The following is a 21,874-nucleotide window of genomic DNA, read 5'->3' as shown; positions in this document are numbered from 1 at the left end:
GAAAGGCGCCGCTGCACTCCGCTTCGACACCCCATGCTCGCATTCATTCTTCGCCGCCTGTTGCAGGCCGGCGCGGTCATGCTCACCGTCGCGCTGCTGGCGTTCGTGCTGTTCCAGTACGTCGGCGACCCGGTCTCGATCATGCTGGGCCAGGACGCCACGGACGCCGACCGCACCGAACTGCGCCACAGGCTGGGCCTGGACGATCCGCCGCCGGTGCAGTTCGCCCGTTTCGTCGGCAATGCCGTGCAGGGCGAGTTCGGCATCTCGCTGCGGCAGAGCGAGCCCGTCTCCAGCCTGATCCGCAGCCGCCTGCCCGCCACGCTGGAACTGTCTTTCGCCGCCGCGCTGTTGGCGCTGGTGGTGGGCCTGCCGCTGGGCGTGTATACCGCGCTGCGCCGGCACGGCCTGCTGGCGCAGCTCGTGCTGGCCGGCTCGCTGCTGGGCGTGTCGCTGCCCACATTCCTCATCGGCATACTGCTCATTCTGGTGTTTTCCGTGCAGCTGGGCTGGCTGCCCAGCTATGGCCGCGGCGATACCGTGGCGCTGGGCTGGTGGACCACCGGGCTGCTCACGCCCACGGGGTGGCGACACCTGATACTGCCCGCGATCACGCTGTCGCTGTTCCAGATGACGCTGATCCTGCGGCTGGTGCGATCCGAGATGCTGGAGGTGCTGCGCACCGACTACATCAAGTTCGCGCGGGCGCGCGGCATCCGGCGCCGCGCCATCCACTTCGGCCATGCGCTGAAGAACACGATGGTGCCGGTCATCACCATCACGGGGCTGCAGCTGGGCGGCATCATCGCCTTCGCCATCGTCACCGAAACGGTGTTCCAGTGGCCGGGCCTGGGGCTGCTGTTCATCCAGGCCGTGCAGTTCGCCGACATCCCCGTCATGGCGGCGTACCTGTGCCTGATCGCATTGGTGTTCGTGGTGATCAACCTGGCGGTGGACCTGTTGTATTTCGTCGTCGATCCGCGCCTGCGCGCCGGACTCGGCCGTGCCAGGGGAGGCCACTGATGCGCGTGTTGCTGAAACGCTGGTGGAACAGCGATCTCTGTTGGTCATGGCGGCACGCGCCGGTGGCCATCGTGTCCACCGTCATCCTGCTGTTGCTGCTGGTCGGCTCCTTCGGGGCCGGGTGGGTGGCCCCGCACAACCCCTTCGACCTGGCGTCCGTGGAGCTGCTGGACGCGCTGCTGCCGCCCGTGTGGGAGGACAACGGCATCTCGAAGTATCTGCTGGGCACCGACAGCCAGGGGCGCGACCTGTATTCGGCGCTGCTGTACGGCATGCGCGTGTCGCTGCTGATCGGCCTGGCCTCGGTGGTGCTGTCGATGCTCATCGGCATCGCGCTCGGCCTGCTGTCGGGCTATGTGGGCGGGCGTCTGGACGCCTTCATCATGCGCGTGGCCGACGTGCAGCTGTCGTTCCCGGCCATCCTGATCGCGCTGCTCATCGATGGCGTGGCGCGCGCCGCCGTGCCGCGCGAGCTGCACGAGGTGATCGCCTTCCCGGTGCTGATCGGCGCCATCGCGCTGGCGGGCTGGCCGCAGTATGCGCGCACCGTCCGCGGTTCGACGCTGGTGGAGAAGAACCGCGAGTACGTGCAGGCGGCCCGCGTGATCGGGGTGGCGTCGCCCGTGATCATGTTCCGCCACGTCCTGCCCAACGTCATGGGCCCGGTGCTGGTGCTGGCCACGGTGCACCTGGCCACGGCCATCATCACCGAAGCCACGCTGTCGTTCCTGGGCGTGGGCGTGCCGCCCACGGCGCCGTCGCTGGGCACGCTGATCCGCATCGGCAACGATTTCCTGTTCTCGGGGGAATGGTGGATCACCATCTTCCCGGGCGCGGCGCTGGTGCTGCTGGTGCTGTCGGTCAACCTGCTGGGCGACTGGCTGCGCGATGCGCTGAACCCGCGACTGAACTGAGGCGACCATGAGTGAACTGCTTGAAGTGAAGAACCTCTCGGTCGAGTTTCCCACCCGCCATGGCGTGCTGAAGGCGCTGGACGACGTGTCGTTCTCCATCGCGCCGGGCGAGGTCCTGGGCGTGGTGGGCGAGTCCGGCGCGGGCAAGTCGCTTACCGGCGCGGCCATCATCGGCCTGCTCGAGCCGCCGGGGCGCATCAGCGGCGGCCAGATCCTGCTGTCGGGACGCCGCATCGACAACCTGGGCGACGAGCAGATGCGCCGCGTGCGCGGCCGCGAGATCGGCGCCGTGTTCCAGGACCCGCTGACCTCGCTCAACCCGCTGTACACCGTGGGACGGCAGCTTGCCGAGACCATCGTCACGCACCTGCCGATGTCCTGGAGCCAGGCGCGCACGCGCGCCATCGAACTGTTGGCCGCCACGGGCATACCCGCGGCGCGCGAGCGCATCGATCATTATCCGTATCAGTTCTCCGGCGGCATGCGGCAGCGCGTGGTGATCGCACTGGCCCTGGCCGCCGAGCCGCGGCTGGTGGTGGCCGACGAGCCCACCACCGCGCTGGACGTCTCGATCCAGGCGCAGATCATCGAGCTGCTGAAGAAGCTGTGCCGAGAGCAGGGCGCCTCGGTGATGCTGATCACGCATGACATGGGCGTCATCGCCGAGACCGCGGACCGCGTGGCGGTGATGTATGCCGGCCGGCTGGCCGAGATCGGGCCGGTGGCCGACGTGATCCACCGTCCCAGCCATCCCTATACCGTGGGCCTGATGGGATCGATCCCCTCCATGAAGAGCCAGGCCGAGCGGCTGGTGCAGATCGACGGCAGCATGCCGCGCCTGAACGCCATCCCGCCGGGCTGTGCCTTCAATCCGCGCTGCAACCGGCGCATGCCGCGCTGCACGCAGGAGCGCCCTGAGTTGATGCCGGCGGGCACTTCCCGCGCGGCCTGTTGGTTGCATGATGTGGAGGTGGCGGCATGACGGCCCCCCTGGTTTCCGTACGCGACGCGGCCCGCTGGTTCGACGTGTCGCAACCCTGGCTGGAACGGGTGCTGGCGCGCAGGCCCAGGCAGGTGCTGCGCGCCGTGGACGGCGTGTCGTTCGACATCCTGCGCGGCGAGACGCTGGCGCTGGTGGGCGAGTCGGGCTGCGGCAAGTCCACCGTGGCCCGCATGCTGGTGGGCCTGTACGACCTGACGCGCGGCGCCATCGAGTTCGACGGACAGCCCGTCGAGCGCATGCAGGGCCGCTCGGGCCGCGGTCTGCGCCGCCGTCTGCAGATGATCTTCCAGGATCCGTACGCCAGTCTCAATCCGCGCTGGCGCGTCGGGCGCATCATCGCCGAGCCCATGCTGACGCATACCGACATGAGCCCCGCGCAGCGGCAGGCCCGCGTGGCGGAGCTATTGACCCAGGTCGGGCTGGACCCCGCCGATCAGATCCGTTATCCGCACCAGTTCTCGGGCGGGCAGCGCCAGCGCATCTCGATCGCGCGGGCGCTGGCCGTGCGGCCCGAGTTCCTGGTGTGCGACGAGCCGACCTCGGCGCTGGATGTGTCGGTGCAGGCCCAGGTGCTGAACCTGATGAAGTCGCTGCAGCGCGAGCTGGGCCTGACCTACCTGTTCATCTCGCACAACCTGGCGGTGGTGCACCATGTGGCCGACCGCGTGGGCGTGATGTATCTGGGCCGCATCGTGGAGGTGGCGCCGCGCGACGCGCTGTTCGCGCATCCGCGCCATCCGTACACGCGCATGCTGCTGGACGCCATTCCGGACCTGGAGGGTACGGGGCGTCCGCGCACCGCGGTGGCGGGCGAGGTGCCGAACCCGCTGAATCCCCCCACGGGATGCGCCTTCAATCCCCGCTGTCCGCATGCCAATGACCGGTGCAGGCGCGAGGTGCCGGTGGCCTTGCAGGCCGGTCCGGGCGTGGTGGCCTGCCATGCGGTGCAGGAGGGAAGGCTGGCCTGAACGGCTGCGACACGCGCACGGCGACGGGGGCGAGGCGCATGGCGGGTACACTGCTCTGGTCTCCCGTACGTCGTTGTAATGTCCTCGATTTCCACCATCTCCGACACGCTTCCGCCGGTACTCGCCGGCCCCATCCTGCGCCGCCTGGAACCGCAACGCCTGGCGTTGTGGCTGGCGGGCAGCGCGCCGTTGCGCCTTATCCTGCTGCTGGAGCCCGCCGGCGAGGGGGCGCGGCGCATTCCGCTGGACGACCATAGCTGCCGGGCGATACGCGTGGGCGAGCACGCGTATCTGCATCTGGTCGACGTGTCGCTGGACGAGCCTCTGCCGCGCGACGTCGTCATCGCCTACGACCTCATCGCCACATTCGAGGACGGCACGCAGGGCGGCGTGGCCGCGTGGGCGCCGCATCTGCTGCACGGCGGCGCGCAGCGGCCCAGCATGGTGCTGCGCAGCCGCGCCGACGACATCCTGTTCGGCTCGTGCCGCAAGCCGCATCATGCCTCGCGCGACGGCCTGGCGCGCGCGGACGTCTTGCTGTCGGGCCATATCGACGAGGCCGCGCGCCGGCCCGCGATGCTGATGCTGTGCGGCGACCAGGTCTACGCCGACGACGTGGCCGGACCCATGCTGGCCGCGATTCATGCGCTCATCCGGCGCCTGGGCCTGTACGGCGAATGCCTGGAGGGCGCTGTCGTGGACGACAGCGACGCGCTTTACGCGCATCCCGCCGGCTACTACCACCGCGAGGACCTGCTGCCGGCGTTCAAGTCCAACGAGGCCCTGCGCGAGCGCTTCTTCGGCGGGGTGGACAAACCCATATTCACCACGGCCAACGCCCACAACCACCTGGTGACGCTGGCCGAAGTGCTGGCCATGTACCTGCTGGTCTGGTCTCCGGTGCCGTGGGGCCTGCTGCCCGAGCCGCCGATGCCCGCGCTCGATGCGGACCACGAGCGCCGATGGCGCCGGGAGAACGCGGCCCTGAGCGGGTTTCGTGCGGAACTGCCGCGTGCCGCGCGGCTGCTGGCGCATGTGCAGACGCTGATGATCTTCGACGACCACGACATCACCGACGACTGGAACCTGTCGGCGAAGTGGGAGACCACCGCCTACGAGCATCCTTTCTCGCGGCGCATCGTCGGCAACGCACTGGTGGCCTATATGCTGTGCCAGGGCTGGGGCAATCGCCCCGAGGCATTCGGAGAGGTGCTGGACAGCACGGCCGCGCTGACCGCCGCGCCCGACGCACGCGGCCGGCTGGATGCCGCGCGCCAGGATGCGCTGATCGGCCGGCTGCTGTCGTTCCATCGATGGGGCTACCTGCTGCGTACCGATCCCATCGTCATCGTGCTGGACACCCGCACGCGCCGATGGCGCAGCCGGCGGCTGCCCAGCCGGCCGTCCGGCCTGATGGACTGGGAATCGCTGGTCGAACTGCAGCAGGAACTGCTGGACGAGAAGGCGGCGGTAATCGTGTCGCCCGCGCCGATGTTCGGGGTGAAGCTGATCGAGATCCTGCAGCGTATCAGCACCTGGGCGGGGCAGGCGCTGACCGTGGACGCCGAGAACTGGATGGCACATCGCGGCGCGGCCAGCGTGATGCTGAATATTTTCCGGCACTCGCGCACGCCCGGCAATTACGTGATCCTGTCCGGCGACGTGCACTATTCCTTCGCCTACGACGTACAGGTGCGCGACCGCGACAGCACGCCGCACATCTGGCAGATCACCAGCAGCGGCATCAAGAACGAGTTTCCGCGCCGGCTGCTCGACTGGCTGGACCGGCTCAATCGCTGGCTGTACTCGCCGCGCTCGCCGCTGAACTGGCTCACGCAGCGCCGCCACCTGGCGATCCAGCCGCGGCTGCCCGACCGGCGCCGCAGCGGCGAGCGCGTGTGGAACGGAGCGGGCATCGGCCAGGTGTTCCTGGACGAGCAGGGGCGGCCCGTGCACATCCTGCAGCACAACGCCGACGGCTCGGCGTCGACGCGCTTTCTGGTCGACGATGCGAAGCTGCCCGAGATGGCCACTGCGGGCCAGCCCGAGGCCCCGTCATAGCGTAGGCCGTGGCAACGGGATGTTGCGCCGCGCGCGCCGCGCCATAGCGCGGCGCGCAATACTTTGATGCCAATTGGCGTGGCGCGCATGCAAGGCGCGATGCTCCGGCACCATTTCGGCACCTAGAATGAACGGGCGACACAACGCGGGCCGTTCCGCCGGCTCCGCACAGCGGGCACGTCCGGGCGCGTGGGACATGCCTCTACGTGCCGGTTGCATTGCTGCCGGCCAGGCAGCGCCGTCGCACCTTGCGCTGCCATCCATCGAACCTGCGCGAGGAAGCCCATGAGATCCCATGCCCTGCAGTGCCGCTCGAGGCTGGCCACTGCCATCTTCGACCTGCTCGATCCCATCGCGTTCGGCCTGTTCGTGGCCGCGCTGATCTTCGACGTGATCTACGCCAATTCTCCCCAGGTGATGTGGGTGAAGGGCGCGGCCTGGCTGGTGTCCATAGCGCTGGTCTTTGCCATCATTCCGCGGCTCATCAACCTGGTGCATGTGTGGATTGTCGGCCGCCGCTGGGTATCGGGCGCCGAGAAGCTGGACTTCTGGTTGAACCTGCTGGCCATCGTGGCCGGCATCCTGAATGCCTTCGTGCATACGCGCGACGCCTATGCCGCGATTCCGCAGGGGGTCTGGCTGTCGGCTGCCACGGTGGCGCTGCTGTGCCTGGCACGCATCGTCTTGGCTTTCAGCAAGTCGGACATCAAGGAGCTGCGCCATGGATAAGACGTTCTGCATGAAGGCCACGGGCTTGGCGCTGGCGCTGGTGCTGGCCGGCTGCGGCGACAACAAGGCGCTCGATCCCGCCGAGCAGATGGGTCCCGATCCCCGGCTGCCGCGCGCCGAGAACTTCCTCTTGCCGCCCATGCAGGTGCCAGAGGGCGTGCGCTGGCAGGGCGACGCCATGCCGAAGGTGGCCGCGGGCCTGAAGATCGAGAAGATCGCAGGCGGCCTGCAGCATCCGCGCCAGGTATACGCGCTGTCCAACGGCGACGTGCTGGTGGTCGAGTCCAGCAGTCCCGGCACCGCGCCCACCACCACGCCGAAGCAGCTGGTCTCCTCGCTGGTGAAGAACCGTTCGGGCAAGAGCGGCAAGGGCGGCAACCGCATCACGCTGCTGCGGCCGAAGGGCGGCAGCGGCGAATGGGAAAAGCACGTGCTGGTCGAGAAGCTGGACTCGCCGTTCGGGGTGGAGGTGATCGGCGACACGCTGTATGTGGCCAATACCGGCAACATCACGGCGTATCCGTTCACGGTGGGCACGACCCGCATCACAGATCCGGGCCGCGAACTGGCCGACCTGCCCAACACGGTCAACCACCACTGGACCAAGACCTTGCTGGCCAGCCCGGACGGCAGCAAGCTGTACGTGGGCGTGGGCTCGAACAGCAACGTGGGCGAGAACGGCATGGAGATCGAGTACCGCCGCGCGGCGGTGCTCGAGGTCGACGTGGCCTCGGGCGCCAGCCGCGTATACGCATCAGGCCTGCGCAATCCGACCGGCCTGGGATGGGAGCCGCAGACCGGCGCGCTGTGGGCCATCGTGAACGAGCGCGACGAGATCGGTACCGACCTGGTGCCCGACTACCTGACCTCGGTGCGGGACGGCGGCTTCTATGGCTGGCCCTACAGCTATTTCGGGCAGCACGTGGATCCGCGCGTGTCGCCGCCGCGGCCCGATCTGGTCGCCAAGGCCATCAAGCCCGACTATGCGTTGAGTTCGCACGTGGCGCCGCTGGGCATGGTGTTCTACCAGGGCGACAGCCTGCCGCAGCAATACCGTGGCGGCGTCTTCATCGGCGAACACGGCAGCTGGAACCGGTCTCCGCTCAACGGCTACAAGGTCGGCTTCGTGAAGTTCGAGAACGGCAAGCCCGTCGGCAAGGTCGAGCCTGTGGTCACGGGCTTCGTGTCCGAGGACCACAAGCAGCTGTACGGCGCGCCCGTGGGCGTGGCGCAGGGCGCGGACGGCGCCCTGCTGATTGCCGACGACGTGGGCAACGTCGTGTGGCGGGTGACGTCTTCGGGCGGTTGAGTCGTCGCGGGCGGATCTGCGCCGGCGCCTGCGCCGCGGCGCAGGCCCGCATGACGCACGGTTGTGTTTTTATTGGCAAACTACGCGGGCCACGCACAACCGAGAGAACGACGATGGATGACCTGAGAGGGCTGGCCACGCTGGCCCTGGTCGTGGAAACGGGCAGTTTCCGCAAGGCCGCCATGACGCTGGGCGTCGCCCCGCAAGCCACCAGCAAGACCGTGCGCCAGCTCGAGGCGCAGCTGGGAGTGCGGCTGCTTCATCGCACCACGCGCTCGCTCAACCTTACCGAAGAGGGGGCGCAACTGCTTGCGCAGGTCGGCCCCGCGCTGGCCAACATCCGGACGGCGGTGGACGAGCTGCGCGACAGCAAGAAGGAAGTGGGCGGCACCTTGCGCGTCACGGCGCCGCGTTCGGTGGGCCGTCATTTCGTGCTGCCGCTGGTGCCCCGTTTCATGGCGCTCTATCCTGAACTGCGCATCGAGTTCGAACTGGAGGACCGTCTGACGGACAGCGTGCAGGAACGCGTGGACGTAGGATTCCGCATGTGGTCGGGCGTGGATCGCAACGTGGTGGCGCGCCGCCTGCTGGACATCCAGCAATGGGTATGCGCGTCGCCGGAGTACATCCAGCGCCACGGCCGTCCGCGCAAATGGGCGGACCTGGCGCGGCACCGCTGCACCGGCTTTCGCCACGCCACGTCCGGTCGGGTCATGCCCTGGGAGTACGTGAACGAGGGCAACGTCACCTGCACCGACCTGCTGCCCCGCTTCGTCACCAACGACATCGAGGCGGAGCTGGACGCCGTGCTGGGCGGCGCCGGCATCGGGCAGATCCCGGACTTCGTGGCCAGGCCGCTGGTGGATTCAGGACGGCTCGTGCACCTGCTGAAGACGCACCTGACGGAACGGATCGGCCTGTACATCTATTACCCGCAGCGCACGCAGATGCCGCAGCGCACGCGGCGCTTCATCGATTTCGTGATCGAGCGGATCGGCCAATGAGGGCGGTAGCGGGGCCGCGACTGTGTGCCGCGCTGTCAGCCCGCCAGCAGCTTGATGTCGTCGGGCCCGCCGGCAAGCAGGGCGCCGAGCAATTTGCTTCGATGCTTGGCAGCCTTCTGGCGAGCGGTGAATTTCTCGATCCACCGCAGGGCGCAGCGCACCCGGTATTCGGCGTTGAAGCGCTTTCCGCCCAGCCCATCGATGAAAGCCAACTGGGGGCGCGAGTGCGATGCCCGGATCAGCACCACGTTGTCGACACTGGCGTCCACCCACACGACGCCGTGTTTCACCAGCCACGTCAGGGCTTCGTCGAGCAGTTCCCTGGCCTCGTCCATCGAGATGCGGTGCTGTTCCAGGGCCTGTCTCAGGGTCAAAGCGGGCAGGCCGCTTCCGTCGTGGATCAGGTCCGTCACCAGGCCCCAGCCGCGGTTCGTTTTCTTCCAGCCATGCACCCGCGGCAGACGCGGGCTGATGACCCCGCACTTGTACAGATGCTCGGCATAATGGCTTTCGAGCACGCTCTGCATGTGCGCTTTAGGTTTGGCTTTCGCCACCTTGATACAGAGCGATGGATTGTCGGGATGCCGCCAGCATTCGCGCTTGCCGCCTTCGCCTATCTTGTCGGTCAGGACCAATTCCGGTTCCGCCGCGGACAGTTGCGGCGCGAATCCAGGCGGGAAGGCGATTGCGGTGCTATTGGTGGTTGTCTCCATAGTGAAATATTGCCGCCGTTTGACAACTCTTACTCGAAACTGAAAGTAACTTAATCGCTTCAATCATTTCTAATTGTCAATTTCTGGCATCTGCCGCCAAAGCAGCTGCAAAACCGCTATCGCGGCGGACAAAACGGTAAGCGGCGCCCCCGTTAGGGCGCCGTACAGTGTGGCGCAAACGCGACGGTAATCAGATGCCGTTCCTGCGGCCGGTCGAAGGCGCGGCTCAGGCGGCCCGCGCGGCGTCGTCGTAGTCGGTGGATACCGCCAGTCCTCGCCATTGCGCCATTTCCGCTTCCACATGGCGGTTCTTCTGCTCGATACGGGCCATCGTGTCCGATCCCAGAGGCAGGCGCACGGGCGGGCTGTCGCTGTCCGCAAGCGCCAGCATGGCGAGCGCCAGCTTCCGTGGGTCGCCCGGTTGACGATGGCTGACGTCGGCCATCCGGCTGCGCGTCGCGCCCACCGTGTCCGCATACGCGGGGTATTCGACGGCGGTCTTGACCAGCGAGGAAGCATCCAGGAAGTCTGTGCGGAAAAAGCCGGGCTCGACCACCGTGGCGTGCACGCCGAGCGGGGCCAGCTCGAGCGCCAGCGCCTCGGTCAGTCCTTCGACCGCGAATTTGGTGGCGCCGTAGACGCCCCAGCCCGGATACGCCGAGTAGCCGCCGATGGACGACATGTTCACCACCAGTCCGCGCCGCTCGCGGCGCATGTGGGGCAGCACCGCGCGCGTCACGTTCAGCAGGCCGAAGACGTTGGTGCCGAACAGGTCCGCGACTTCCTTGGCGCTCGATTCCTCGACCGCGCCCAGCAGGCCGTAGCCCGCGTTGTTCACCAGCACGTCTATGCGGCCGAAGCGGCGGATGGCCTCATCGGCGGCGGCGTGCGCCTGGTGCTCGGCATTCACGTCCAGCGCGACCGCCAGCAGGTTGTCGTGCCTGCCCAGCGCGGCTTCCACGGCGGCGGGGTTGCGCGCGGTGGCGACCACGTGGTCGCCGCGTTGCAGCGCGGCCTGCGCGATCTCGAGGCCGAGGCCGCGCGACGCGCCGGTGATGAACCAGACTTTGGCGGCCTGGGCGGTGTGGGTGTCGATGGTGTGGCTCATGCGGATCTCCTGGTGTCGTCTGCCGTGCGGCGGATTGCCGTGGCGTGAGACGAAATTTAAAGAAGTCCGGATGTGCCAACTAGACGCATAATCTGCGTTTCATTGACAACATAAGATTGTCAATTGGGGGCATCGAGGGCGTTGGCCGACGAAGTCGCGATGACCTTCGGTATGGCCCCGCCGAACGGCCCGCCGCCGCCATCGGGCAAGGCCCCCAGTGCGGTGGCGGGTGACCACTTGCCGCCGCGGCGCGCCAGCACCTGATAGTCCTGCGCCAGCCCGGCGTTGCGCGCCACGAGATACAGCGTGCCGTCGACGAAGCGCATGGCCGGCAGCGAATTGGCGCTGGCCTGCAGGCGCATCGGCAGCCCGTGTTCGATCAGCCACAGGGGCCCGCCCGCGCGCTCGAGCACCGACAGGACGACATTGCCGCGCTCGTCCGCACCGATCGCGGGCTTGCCGACGTACTCGATGCCCAGGTCCGTGGGCGCGGACCATCGCGTGCCATTGGCATTGCCCGTGCCGGCGTCCTTGGCGCGCGCCGGGTCCTCGGGCTCTTCGATCATGCGCAGCAGACGGCGCGTATCCCGCTGGCGCAGATAGAGCTCTATCCGCCCCTGAGCGTTGCTGATGGCGGCCAGGCCGCCGCCCGCCGCCGGCGCGGGCAGCCGCTGCCAGGCGTCCCAGCCCGCATCGGGGTCAGTGGCGCGCTGCGCGGTCCGGTAGGTGTGGCCGGCCTTGTCGATGGCGTACACCACGAAGCGGCCCGCGGCATCGCGTGCGATGGCGGGGCTGCCCATGGCGTCGGCCAGCGCCGGCAGGGGGCGCCAGGCATGCCAGTCGGCGCCCACGCCCGCGGGCGCCGTCCAGTAGTAGCGCCCGTCATGCGCCATGGCCACCGCCGCGGCCTCGCCGCGCGGCGCCACGGCCGGCAGATGCGAGAAGCGCACGCCGCCCGCCATGGCCTGCCAGCCCTTCCACGTGCCGTCCAGGTTCTGCTTGTTGACCCACAGGCCGCCCAGCGTGTCGCGCGCGAAGACGCCCGCGGTCGAGTCGGGATACGAGAACGACACCAGCGGGCCGGCGGTGCGCCCGCCCAGCGTGGTCCAGCGGCCCTGGCGCGAATCCCACAGGTTGACCGCGTCGTTGGCCTCTCCGGCAGCGAACACCATCAGGCCGGCGCGCGGGTCGGCATAGAGCTCGGGCGCCATGTCGTGGCGCGACACATAGTACGCGCGCCGCACCCAGGCCGCCGCCGGCCCCGCGGGTTCCTGGCAGTTCTTCGGGCCGGAGCAGTAGTGGTAGTCGTTCCACGCGTAGTGGCGAAAGATCTCGGACTTGTGATCTATCTCGGCCTGGGCCAGGTTGGTCTCACGCTCCTGGCTGGGATAGTCCACGTAGCCGGCCTCGGCATAATTGCCGGGCGCCAGCAGCATGGCCTCGCGCACCAGGCGAGCGCTGGCAATGTGGTCGGGGTGTCCATGTCCCGCGCAGCGCCAGCACAGCTCGGTGTACGGTACGCTGATCGTGTCGTCCAGGTGCCGCACCGTGGTGGGCGCGTAGTCGCGTATCAGCGCGGCCAGCGTCTGCACCAGCGCATCGCGCGTGTACGACTCGTAGTGCGGTCCCAGCGTGTCGGCGGTGCGGCCCGGCACCGACTCGGCCTGGCTGAGCGGCGTCAGGCTGCCCCATCCCTTGCCCAGCCAGGGATCCTTCAGGCGCATGTGCAGCAGCTGTATGCGAGGGTTGCCTTGCAGCGTGAAGCGCGTGAAGGTTCGCCCGGCGGCTTTCGCCGCATCGGTCTGCCACAGGTCGGGTTGGCGCGCCATGTAGGCATAGGCCGCGCGTACGCCGCGTTCGCGGCCCAGCATGTAGCCTTCCCCTTCGCCCGCGTCGCTGGCGGTCAGGTACACGACGCGCACGCAGCCGCCCGCGTCGATGTTCGACGCGACGTCGGGATTCATGAAGAGCAGGTCGTCGTCCAGGTGCGCGACGAAGGCCATGTCCTTGATGCCGTTGCATGCTTGCAGCGTGGGGGCTGGCGTGGCCGCATGGGCGCCGGACAGAACGGTGCACAGGGCGGCTGCGCAGGGCAGGATCAGGAGCAGGAATTGGCGGCGCAGGGCCACGGCGGCGGACATGAAGGCTGAAGCGGCGCGGGGCCGGCGCGATGGGCGCGCGGGCTGGCGCGCCTTTACAGGACGTGACACGACATTGTGTTGTGTGGCGCGCCGAGTATAGCGGCCAACCGCGCCCATCCTGCGCCGGCCGGGATTGGGACTTACGCGAGCTCTGTGACGTAACGCAAATCTGCGTAACGTGGTTTTTCCAGAGGTGGGCCGGGTCACCGACATTCGTTATCTTTGCGCGTTCTTTGACTCGACAAGGGATCGGGGATGGCACGCAGACCGGAATTCAATTTGGCTTGGGGCGCCTTCGCGCGCGTGAACGGCTCGGTGCAGCAGGTCGGCCGGGTAATCGGCGGCAAGGTCCAGACCAACATCGACGCGGGCATCTTCACCAATGCCTGCGCCATCCGGATGAGCTACGTGCTGAACCAGACCGGTTTCGCCGTGCCGTCCAGCGCCGGCGCGGTGTCATCGGGCGCCGGCGGCGCCAAGTACCTGTACCGCGTGAAGGACTTGCTGCCGCACCTGCAATCACTGTTCGGCAAGCCCGACCTGACCGTGCAGGGACCCACGGCCACGGCCTTCGCGGGCAAGAAGGGCATCCTGGTGTTCGAAGTCGGCGTGTGGAGCGACGCCACAGGCCACGCCACCTTGTGGAACGGGACCACGTGCTCGGACTCCTGCTATTTCGGCGAGGCCACGCGCGCAAGCCTGTGGGTGCTGCAATGAGCGCCCGCTGGATGGCGGCCGCCCTGCTGGCCTGGCCGTTGGCGGCGTGCGCGGCGACGAGCGGGCAGGCGGGCGGGCAGGCCCGAGGCGCCCAGACCGAGGCGCAACGGCTCGAGAAGTTCGCCGTCAGCCAGTGCCTGATGCGCGCGTTCCCCGATACGCCGGTGGCGGCGGATGCCCGTCGCGCATCGGGCGGATACGTCGAGCTGGGCTCGGCCCCGGAAGACGTATATGGACAGATCGTGGAAGTGGTGCAGGCGTACCGCGCCAAGCCGTACCGCTCGAAGAGCGGCGAGTCGCTGCACGTGATGCAGTGCCTGGACTTGCTGAACGATCCGGCATTGCAGACGCTGGTCGAGCCCTATCGCTGACCGGCCGCGAAGCGGCGGCCTGCCTGGTCATGACGCGGCGGCGGACCGCCGGCCCGCCGCGCTGGCCGCCCGTGCTCAATACGTCTTGTACGGCAGGAACTTGCCGCTCATCACGATCTGCACGCGGTCGCCTTTGGGATCGGTCTCGCGCGAAAGATCCATCTTGAAGTCGATGGCGCTCATGATGCCGTCGCCGAATTCTTCGTGTATCAGCGCCTTGAAGGTCGTGCCGTACACGCTGACCAGTTCATAGAAGCGGTAGATCAGCGGATCGGTGGGCACGGTCGTGGGCAGCGAACCCTTGTACGGCACCACCTGCAGCTGCACCACGGCGTCGGCCGGCAGATCGAGGATGCGCGCGGCGGCCTGCGCCTGTTCTTCGGTCATGGTCATCTGCCCCAGCAGCGCGGCGGTGGTCCATTCCTTGCTCTGGCCCACGGCCTCGGCGATGGCCGTCCAGGTCAGTTTCTTTTCCAGCTTGCGGGTCACGACCAGTTCGGTGACTTCATTGCGGGTCATCATTGCTCAGGCTCCTTCAGTGGGACGCTTTGTTGTCGACCAGGAAGTCGACGAGGTGGTTGCGGATTTCGTAATAGCGCGGCTCGTGATGCAGGCTGGCGCGCGTGCGGTCGCGCGGCAGGTCCACGGACACGGACTCGGCGATGCGGGCGTGAGGCCCTGCGCTCATCAGCAGGATGCGGTCGGACAGCAGGATGGCCTCGTCCACGTCGTGCGTGATCATGAAGACGGTCTGGCGCGTGTCGCGCACGATGCCGCGCAGCTCGTCCTGGATCGTGCCGCGGGTCAGCGCGTCCAGGGCGCCGAAAGGCTCGTCCAGCAGCAGCATCTTGGGCTGGATGGCGAAGGCGCGGGCGATGCCCACGCGCTGCTTCATGCCGCCGGACAGCTCGCTGGGACGCTTGTCCAGCGCATGCGCCAGACCTACCATCTGCAGGTGTCGCACGCTGTGTTCGCGCACCTCCTGCCGCGACTTGTCCGGCCAGCGCGAGCGCACGCCGAACTCGACGTTCTGCAAGGCGGTCAGCCAGGGCAGCAGCGCATGCGCCTGGAACACCACGCCGCGATCCAGCGAGGGACCCGATACTTCGCGCCCGTCCATGATGACCACGCCGTCGCTGGCCTGGTCGATGCCGGCCAGGATGTTCAGGATGGTGGTCTTGCCGCACCCGGAATGACCGATCACGCAGACGAACTGGCCGCGCTCGATGCCGAAGTCGATGTCCTCGAACACCGTCTGCTGCGGCTTGCCGCCGCGCCCGGGGTAGCGCTTGGCCAGGCCCTGTACCTGCAGGAAGGTGGTCATGCGGCTATTCCTTGTAGCTGACCAGGCGCGCGGCGCGCGCCAGCAGAGTGTCGAGCAGCATGCCGATCAGCCCGATGAACAGGATGGCGCACAGGATATTGGTGATCGACAGGTTGTTCCATTCGTTCCATACGAAGTAGCCGATGCCGGTACCGCCGATCAGCATCTCGGCGGCCACGATCACCAGCCACGCGATGCCCACCGAGATGCGCATGCCGGTCATGATGGTGGGCGCCGCGGCCGGCAGCACGACCTGCAGCGCGGTGCGCAGGCGGGATACCTCCAGCGTGCGCGCCACGTTCAGCCAGTCCTGCCGCACCGAGCCCACGCCGAACGCGGTGTTCACCAGCATGGGCCACAACGAGCAGACGAAGATCACGAAGATGGCAGAGGTGTTCGCGTCCTTGATCGTGTACAGGGCCAGCGGCATCCACGCCAAAGGCGAGATCGGCTTCAGCACCTGTATGTACGGATCGAACGCGCGATACACGACCGGCGACATGCCGATCAGAAAGCCCAGCGGTATCGCCACCAGCGCGGCCAGTCCGAACCCGGTCAACACGCGCGCGATGGAGTAGCCCAGCTGGATGCCCAGGCCCTTGTCGTTCGGGCCGCGGTCGTAGAACGGGTCGCCCAGGTGCTTCCACAGTTGCGCGCCGACCTCGGCGGGACCGGGAAAAGGCGTCTGCGCGCCGCTGGCCGCGGCATTGCCGACCAGGGCCGCGTAGGCCGGATCCATCGAGCCCGTGCCGGTTTCCGGGCGCGTGGCCACGTGCCACGCGGCCAGCAGGACCAGCAGCAGCGCGATCGACAGGACGGCCGCTCGGGCGCGCACGCGCGCTTGGGTAGCGCTCATCAGGCCCTCCGGATGGGGAAGCTGGCGAGGTAGGCCTCGGGTTGCGTCGCATCGAACGGCTTGCCCATCACCGAGAAGGTCTTCGTGGTGGCGGACGGCGGCGTCAGCCCCGCCTCGCGCATCAGGCGCACGGCATCGGTGGCAAGAAACACCTCGCTGGCCACCTTGGCGTAGTCCACGTCGCCCTTGACCTGCCCCCAGCGCTTCATCTGCGTGAGGATCCATACCGCGAAGGACTGCCAGGGCATGGGATCGAAGTCGATGCGGTCCGGCACGTTCAGCACATTGCCCAGGCCGTCGGCGAAGGTGCCGGTCAGCACCTGCTCCACCACGGTGACGGGCTGGTTCAGGTAGTTCGGCGTGGAGATGGCGGCGGCGATCTCCTTGCGGTTGGCGGGTTGGCGCGCGTAGGCCGTGGCCTCGATGATGGCCTTCAGCAGAGCCTGGTAGGTGTTGGGCATGCTGGTGACGAACTGCTTGCTGGCCGAGAAGGCGCAGCAGGGATGGCCGTCCCAGATGTTCTTGGACAGTATGTGAATGAAGCCCACGCCGTCGTATACCGCGCGCTGGTTCACCGGGTCGGGCGCAAGGAATCCGTCGATGTTGTTCGCGCGCAGGTTGGCCACCATCTCGGGCGGAGGCACCGAACGGATCTGCACGTCCGTGTCGGGATCGATGCCATGCTCGGCCAGGTAGTAGCGCAGCAGGTAGTTGTGCATCGAATAGTCGAACGGCACGGCCAGCTTGAAGCCCTTCCAGCTCTTGGGATCGCGCTTGTCCTTGTGGCGGACCGACAGGGTGATGGCCTGGCCGTTGATGTTCTCCACCGCCGGCATGGTCCACGGCGTGGCGCTGGTGGTGCCGGCGCCCAGCGACATGGCCAGCGGCATGGGCGACAGCATGTGGGCCGCGTCGTACTCGCCCGACAGCGCCTTGTCGCGGATCAGCGCCCAGCCGGCCGTCTTCACCACCTCGACGTCCAGGCCCTGCTTGGCGTAGAAGCCCATGGGGTGCGCCATGATGATGGGCGTGGCGCAAGTGATTGGGATGAAGCCCACCTTCAGCTTCTGCTTCTCCAGCGGCCCGGTCGTCTGGGCGAAGGCTTCCTTCGCCGCGGCCAGCGGGAACAGCGTAGCCACCGCCGCCAGCGCGGTGCCCGAGCCCACGGCGCGCAGGAAGCGGCGGCGCAGCGCGTCGTCGGGGAACAGCGCGCGCATCACCGCGCTTTCCACCGCGCGGTCCTGCGCCGCCTGTCCCGACAGGGCCTGGTCGTGTTCGGCGGCGCTGGCGTGGCGCCCGCAGGCGCAGCCCAGGCGGGCGCGGGCATCGAAGGGATTGCGAAACAGAGACATGGCGGACTCCGGCGGTGTCAGAGGGGTTGCGGAAGGGATTCGGGTGCGGGCGCGGCGTATTCGACGTCCTCGCGGTACAGCTCGTAGGCGTGGCGGTACTCCAGCACGCGGGCGATCTCGTCGAGCAGCGCGTCCGAATAGCCCGCCCGGCGCAGCAGGTGCATGCCCAGGTCGGTGGCGGCGGACGGGCCGCCCGCGCTGACGAAGCGGCCGCTGTCCACGATGCGGGCGCGCTGCGTGCGGCAGGCCGGGGCCAGCATGGCCAGCCTGTCGATGGGCGGACAGCCCAGGTGCGAGGCCTCGACGCGGTCGGGCTCCTTGCGGCTGGTGGCCGCATGGCCGTCCAGCAGTCCCATGGCGGCATAGACCCAAGCGCCCGAGCCGGTGCTGGCCAACAGGCAAGTGGCCGGCAGCGAGGCGATGTAGCGGTGCAGCCTGCGGTTGTGCATCTGCTGCCGGGCCCCCGGTCCGCCCGGCACCAGCAGGGCGTCGATCGCCGGCGCGTCGGCCAGCGCGCAGGAGGGCAGTATCGTCAGCCCGCTGGCCGTGCTGACCGCCTGCAGGCTGTCGCCGATGGCGCGGACGTCGATCTCGGGATCGAAGCGCCGCGCGACCGACAGCACGCCATAGGGTGCGGCGTAGTCGAGGACTTCGGCGTCGCGGTATACGTAGACGCCCAGGCGGAAGCCGGAGATTCTCATCTGTCCGTGGCAGCGATTGATCGGTGGAACAGATGATGCGCGCGGGCCGGCGGGCCCGGTATCCCGCTTTCCATGATCCGCGTGTAGTGCCCGCACTACGCGGTGCCGCAGGCGCCCCGGCGTGGTGCGGCGCGCGGCCGGCCGGCGTTAATTCGCACCCAGATGGTGCTGGCGCGCGTAGCCGATCAGTTCCACCAGCGTGCGCACGCCCAACTTGTCGAAAATGCGGGCGCGGTAGGTGGAGATGGTGTTGGCCGACAGCGAGAGCTGTTCGCCGATGGCCGATACCGACTTGCCGGCCACCAGCAGCTGCAGCACCTGGAACTCCCGGTCGGACAGGGCCTCGTGCGGCGCCTGCCCGTTGTCGTGGCGCACGTTCCGCGCCAGCAGGTCGGCCACGGCCGGGGTGACGTACGGGCGGCCCTGGGCCGCATTGACCAGCGCTCCCATCAGCGCCTCGGGATCGCAGCCCTTGTTGAGATAGGCCTGCGCACCCGCACGCAGCGCCCGCACCGCGAACTGCGCCTCGGGATAGACCGACAGCATGACCACGCCCACGCGCGGATGCTCGGCGCGCACTGTCTTCAGCAGGTCGAGCCCGTCGCGCTCACCCAGCGCCACGTCCAGCACCATGGCGTCGTAGTGGGCCGAGCGCAGGGCACGGAGGGCGGCCGGGCCGTCGGCGGCCTCGTCGACGCGGGCGATGCGAGTATCTTCGGCCAGCAGCCGCGCCAGCCCGCGGCGGATGATGAGATGGTCGTCGACGATCAGGATGTGCAGGGACATGGAAGGGTCGGGTGGAACGTGATGAAGAACGGTGTGCTCAATCCGCCGCCAGGCTGGCTACGTCAGAAGCCGCCGATGCGCAGGCTGGCGCGCGTGCCCGCGCCCGGTGCGCTGTCCAGCGCCAGCGCGGCGCCGATGGCGCGCGCCCGCTCGTGCATGCCGAGTATGCCGAACGACTGCGTGGACGGCGGCTGCGCGGGCAGGCCGACGCCATCGTCCTCCACCGCCAGCTCGAGGACGTCCTGGCGGATGGCGATGGTCATGTCGACCCGGCTTGCGCCCGCGTGGCGCTGCACATTGGTCAGCAGTTCCTGGACGATGCGGTAGACCTCGATCTCGGCGGCACGACCCAGCCGCAGCCGCTCGGCGGCTGGCGAACAGACGTAGCGGCAAGCCAGGCCGCTGCGGTCCCGCAGGTCCTGCATCAGGGCCTCGAGCGCGGCCCACAGGCCCAGGTGGTCCAGCACCACGGGACGCAGGTCGTTGAGAATGCGGCGCGTGGCGTCGACCGCATTGGTGGTGACCTCTATCATGCGCCGCAGGTTCTGCTGCAGCGCCGGTTCGTCGGGCAGGCGCCGCGCCAGCCAGTTCAGGTCGAACTGCAGCGCCGTGAACGAGGCGCCGAGTTCGTCGTGGATGTTGCGCGCGATGCGCGCCCGTTCTTCTTCGCGCAGCGTGCTCAGATGCGCGGTGAGACGGCGCAGCGACTCGTGCGCGCGGCTGAGTTCGGCGGTGCGTTCGTCCACGCGGCGCTCCAGCAGCGCGTGGGTGGCATGCAGCTCGCGCTCGATGCGCTTGCGCTCGGAGATGTCGGCGAACGTGACGACGGCGCCGACCACCTGTTCGTTGTCGCGGATGGGGTACGACGCGTACTCGGCCGGGAAACTGCTGCCGTCGCGCCGCCACAGCACCTCGTCGTCGACCTGCACGCCGCGTCCATCGCGAAACGCCATGAAGATGCGGCAGTCGTGCACCGGCATCAGCTGCGCATCGGCGTGCGAGTGATGGATGAGATAGTGCATGTTGCGCCCGATGACCTCGTCGGGCGTGTAGCCCAGCAGGGCCGCGCCGGCGCCGTTGATGAAGATGCAGCGTCCGCGCAGGTCGATGCCGTAGATGCCGAAGCCGGCGGACTCCAGCAGCATTTCGAGCTGGCGTCGCCACGCCGCGTGGTGCGACAGGTGATTCAGGTCGGCGAACATGCGATGCCCTATGCAGGGGCCGCGGCGCGCGCGGCGGTGCCCGCGCACGGCCGCGCCAACCTGCATTCCCCTGGGATGTCGTTGTGGCCGCGTCGTGCGCGCGGCATGTGGCGGGCAGTGTACGCCGCGGCCCCGGCCGTGTCAGGGCAGGGTTTGCACCAGATGCCGGGCCGCGGGCGCGCGGCGCCGGCTCAGAACGGCAGCTGCAGCTCGGGCGAGGCGCTCAGCAGCTGGCGCCGGAAGTCTTCCTGGATGCGCGACAGCGCCATGCCGTTGTCGCCCTCGAAGCGCAGCACGAGGGCGGATCCTGAGTGAGACGGCCGCACCAGGCCGAAGCCGTCGTCGTACTCGACCCGCAGGCCTTCCACGTGGATGACGTCGCGAGCCCCGCGGAATGCGCCCTGCGTCCGTACGGCCTCGACCAGGCGGTCCGGCTCGCCTTCCTTCATCTCAAGACGCAGCTCCGGCGTCGCGCAGGCCTGGGGCAGGGCGTCCAGCGTCGCGCTGGCATCCTCGCTGCGCGACAGGATCTCGAGCAGCCGGGCCGCGGCATACAGGCCGTCGCTATGGCCGTACCAGCGATCGCGAAAGCGGATGCGGCCATTCAGCTCGCCGGAAAGCAGCGCTCCGGATTCGCGCATGCGTCCCGCGATGCGCACTTCGCCGCTGCGGCACATCAGCGGGGTGCCGCCCCGTTCGCGGATCTCGCGCGACAGGTTGCGGCTGCTGCCCACGTCGTGGATGATGCGCGCCCCTGCCCGGTGGCGCAGCATGTCGCGCGCCAGCAGCAGGGTAAGGCGGTCGGCGCCGATGACGACGCCCGAGCGGCTGACCACGCCGATGCGGTCGCCGTCGCCATCCAGCCACAGGCCGAGCTCGCAGTCGGCGTAGCGCAGATAGGCAGCCAGCGCCAGCAGCCGGTTGGGTTCGCCATGGTAGCCGTTCTCCGTCCGCCCCATGACCTCTTCCGGCCGTTCGATCAACTCGCATCCCACTTCGCCCAGCACTTCGGCCGCCGCCATGCCGGCCACGCCATTGCCGCAGTCCAGCGCCACTTTCATGGTGCGCGCCAGGTGCACGTCGCCGGCCAGCCGAGACGCATAGCAGCGCGCCGCATCGATCTGCGCGCGCGTGCCCGCCGTGCCATGCCGGCCGCCGCGCCGCGGGGGCGCGCGTTCCAGCAGCGCGCGCAGCGCCGGTCCGCCTAGGACGACGCCGTTCAGCATGACCTTGAACCCGTTGTAGCCCTCGTCGTCGTGGCCTCCGGTGACCGACACGGCGGCGCCGGTCTCGGTGAGGCGCGCGGCGAACCACGCCATGGGCGTGGCCGCCATGCCGATGTCGATGACGTCCATGCCGGTGGCCCGTATGCCGGCCTGCAGCGCGGCCGCCAGCTCCACGCTGCTCAGGCGGGCATCCCGGCCCACGACCACGGCCCGGCACTGGGATTGCATCGCGCGGCTGCCCACGGCCTGTCCGAAGGCATGCGCGAAACGGTGGTCGATCTCCACGCCCACGCGGCCCCGCACCTCGTCCTCATGGAAGACCGCAGGCGCGAACTCGAGCGGGGCCGGGACGTCGCTCGTCGTCAT

Annotated in this window: 21 protein-coding genes; 10 read left to right on the top strand and 11 right to left on the bottom strand. The window is 68.6% G+C overall.

Annotated features, from left to right (window positions below; genetic code table 11):
- Positions 1-33: 33 nt before the first annotated feature.
- From CAL15_RS12490 to CAL15_RS12455, 8 genes are all read left to right on the top strand, one after another.
- Positions 34-1,023, top strand: coding sequence for an ABC transporter permease (locus tag CAL15_RS12490; protein ID WP_086078883.1), 990 nt, complete (start codon positions 34-36; stop codon positions 1,021-1,023).
- A complete protein-coding gene (locus tag CAL15_RS12485; protein ID WP_086078882.1) occupies positions 1,023-1,937 on the top strand; it encodes an ABC transporter permease in 915 nt (304 codons plus the stop codon). Before CAL15_RS12490 ends, CAL15_RS12485 begins: the two co-directional genes overlap by 1 nt.
- A gap of 7 nt (positions 1,938-1,944) precedes the next feature.
- Positions 1,945-2,919, top strand: a complete 975-nt coding sequence (locus CAL15_RS12480) for an ABC transporter ATP-binding protein (protein WP_086078881.1) — start codon at positions 1,945-1,947, stop codon at positions 2,917-2,919.
- Positions 2,916-3,908: an ABC transporter ATP-binding protein gene (locus CAL15_RS12475; RefSeq protein ID WP_086078880.1), complete on the top strand. Its 993-nt coding sequence runs from the start codon at positions 2,916-2,918 to the stop codon at positions 3,906-3,908. Before CAL15_RS12480 ends, CAL15_RS12475 begins: the two co-directional genes overlap by 4 nt.
- Positions 3,909-3,986: 78 nt before the next feature.
- On the top strand, positions 3,987-5,969 hold the full coding sequence (locus CAL15_RS12470) for an alkaline phosphatase D family protein (protein ID WP_086078879.1): 1,983 nt from the start codon (positions 3,987-3,989) through the stop codon (positions 5,967-5,969).
- Between the two features lie 285 nt (positions 5,970-6,254).
- Positions 6,255-6,698, top strand: a complete 444-nt coding sequence (locus tag CAL15_RS12465; protein WP_086078878.1) for a hypothetical protein — start codon at positions 6,255-6,257, stop codon at positions 6,696-6,698.
- Positions 6,691-8,007 carry a PQQ-dependent sugar dehydrogenase gene (locus CAL15_RS12460; protein WP_198299039.1) on the top strand — a complete coding sequence of 439 codons (1,317 nt, stop codon included), beginning with the start codon at positions 6,691-6,693 and terminating at the stop codon, positions 8,005-8,007. The genes CAL15_RS12465 and CAL15_RS12460 overlap by 8 nt, the downstream gene beginning before the upstream one ends.
- Positions 8,008-8,120: 113 nt before the next feature.
- Positions 8,121-9,011: a LysR family transcriptional regulator gene (locus CAL15_RS12455; protein ID WP_198299038.1), complete on the top strand. Its 891-nt coding sequence runs from the start codon at positions 8,121-8,123 to the stop codon at positions 9,009-9,011.
- A 35-nt stretch (positions 9,012-9,046) separates the two neighbouring features.
- On the opposite strand, the gene CAL15_RS12450 is transcribed toward CAL15_RS12455, so the two are convergent.
- The 3 genes from CAL15_RS12450 to CAL15_RS12440 form a co-directional block, all read right to left on the bottom strand.
- The gene (locus tag CAL15_RS12450) at positions 9,047-9,724 is read right to left on the bottom strand and encodes a YrbL family protein (RefSeq protein ID WP_086078876.1); all 678 of its coding nucleotides are present in this window, start codon (positions 9,722-9,724) and stop codon (positions 9,047-9,049) included.
- 226 nt (positions 9,725-9,950) lie between these two features.
- Positions 9,951-10,832 carry an oxidoreductase gene (locus CAL15_RS12445; protein WP_086078875.1) on the bottom strand — a complete coding sequence of 294 codons (882 nt, stop codon included), beginning with the start codon at positions 10,830-10,832 and terminating at the stop codon, positions 9,951-9,953.
- Between the two features lie 119 nt (positions 10,833-10,951).
- Positions 10,952-12,973, bottom strand: coding sequence for a PIG-L family deacetylase (locus CAL15_RS12440; RefSeq protein WP_086078874.1), 2,022 nt, complete (start codon positions 12,971-12,973; stop codon positions 10,952-10,954).
- Positions 12,974-13,252: 279 nt separating this feature from the next.
- Between CAL15_RS12440 and CAL15_RS12435 the strand changes: the two genes are divergently transcribed.
- Both CAL15_RS12435 and CAL15_RS12430 read left to right on the top strand, forming a co-directional pair.
- Complete coding sequence (locus CAL15_RS12435) at positions 13,253-13,690, top strand: type VI secretion system amidase effector protein Tae4 (protein WP_198299037.1); 438 nt, start codon at positions 13,253-13,255, stop codon at positions 13,688-13,690.
- Positions 13,687-14,061 (top strand): T6SS amidase immunity protein Tai4 family protein, encoded by a 375-nt coding sequence (locus tag CAL15_RS12430; RefSeq protein WP_086078872.1) that lies wholly within the window; start codon positions 13,687-13,689, stop codon positions 14,059-14,061. Before CAL15_RS12435 ends, CAL15_RS12430 begins: the two co-directional genes overlap by 4 nt.
- A 75-nt stretch (positions 14,062-14,136) precedes the next feature.
- Here the strand turns inward: CAL15_RS12430 and cynS are convergent, their stop codons facing one another.
- The 8 genes from cynS to CAL15_RS12390 form a co-directional block, all read right to left on the bottom strand.
- Positions 14,137-14,580, bottom strand: a complete 444-nt coding sequence (gene cynS / locus CAL15_RS12425; RefSeq protein ID WP_086081071.1) for a cyanase — start codon at positions 14,578-14,580, stop codon at positions 14,137-14,139.
- A 16-nt stretch (positions 14,581-14,596) separates the two neighbouring features.
- Entirely contained in the window at positions 14,597-15,385 is a 789-nt protein-coding gene (locus tag CAL15_RS12420; RefSeq protein ID WP_086078871.1) for an ABC transporter ATP-binding protein, read from the bottom strand.
- A gap of 4 nt (positions 15,386-15,389) precedes the next feature.
- Positions 15,390-16,241 (bottom strand): nitrate ABC transporter permease, encoded by an 852-nt coding sequence (ntrB, locus tag CAL15_RS12415; protein WP_086078870.1) that lies wholly within the window; start codon positions 16,239-16,241, stop codon positions 15,390-15,392.
- Positions 16,241-17,593, bottom strand: coding sequence for a CmpA/NrtA family ABC transporter substrate-binding protein (locus CAL15_RS12410; RefSeq protein WP_086078869.1), 1,353 nt, complete (start codon positions 17,591-17,593; stop codon positions 16,241-16,243). Before CAL15_RS12410 ends, ntrB begins: the two co-directional genes overlap by 1 nt.
- A 17-nt stretch (positions 17,594-17,610) precedes the next feature.
- Positions 17,611-18,294: a DJ-1/PfpI family protein gene (locus CAL15_RS12405; RefSeq protein ID WP_086078868.1), complete on the bottom strand. Its 684-nt coding sequence runs from the start codon at positions 18,292-18,294 to the stop codon at positions 17,611-17,613.
- Positions 18,295-18,441: 147 nt separating this feature from the next.
- Positions 18,442-19,080: a response regulator gene (locus CAL15_RS12400; protein ID WP_086078867.1), complete on the bottom strand. Its 639-nt coding sequence runs from the start codon at positions 19,078-19,080 to the stop codon at positions 18,442-18,444.
- 62 nt (positions 19,081-19,142) lie between these two features.
- Positions 19,143-20,282: a sensor histidine kinase gene (locus CAL15_RS12395; protein WP_086081070.1), complete on the bottom strand. Its 1,140-nt coding sequence runs from the start codon at positions 20,280-20,282 to the stop codon at positions 19,143-19,145.
- 191 nt (positions 20,283-20,473) lie between these two features.
- Positions 20,474-21,874 (bottom strand): phosphomannomutase/phosphoglucomutase, encoded by a 1,401-nt coding sequence (locus CAL15_RS12390; RefSeq protein ID WP_086078866.1) that lies wholly within the window; start codon positions 21,872-21,874, stop codon positions 20,474-20,476.

The sequence above is a fragment of the Bordetella genomosp. 13 genome (assembly GCF_002119665.1).
GTDB lineage: Bacteria > Pseudomonadota > Gammaproteobacteria > Burkholderiales > Burkholderiaceae_B > Bordetella.
Note: the sequence above shows the minus strand (reverse complement) of the source record. Positions and strands in the feature narration are given on the sequence as shown.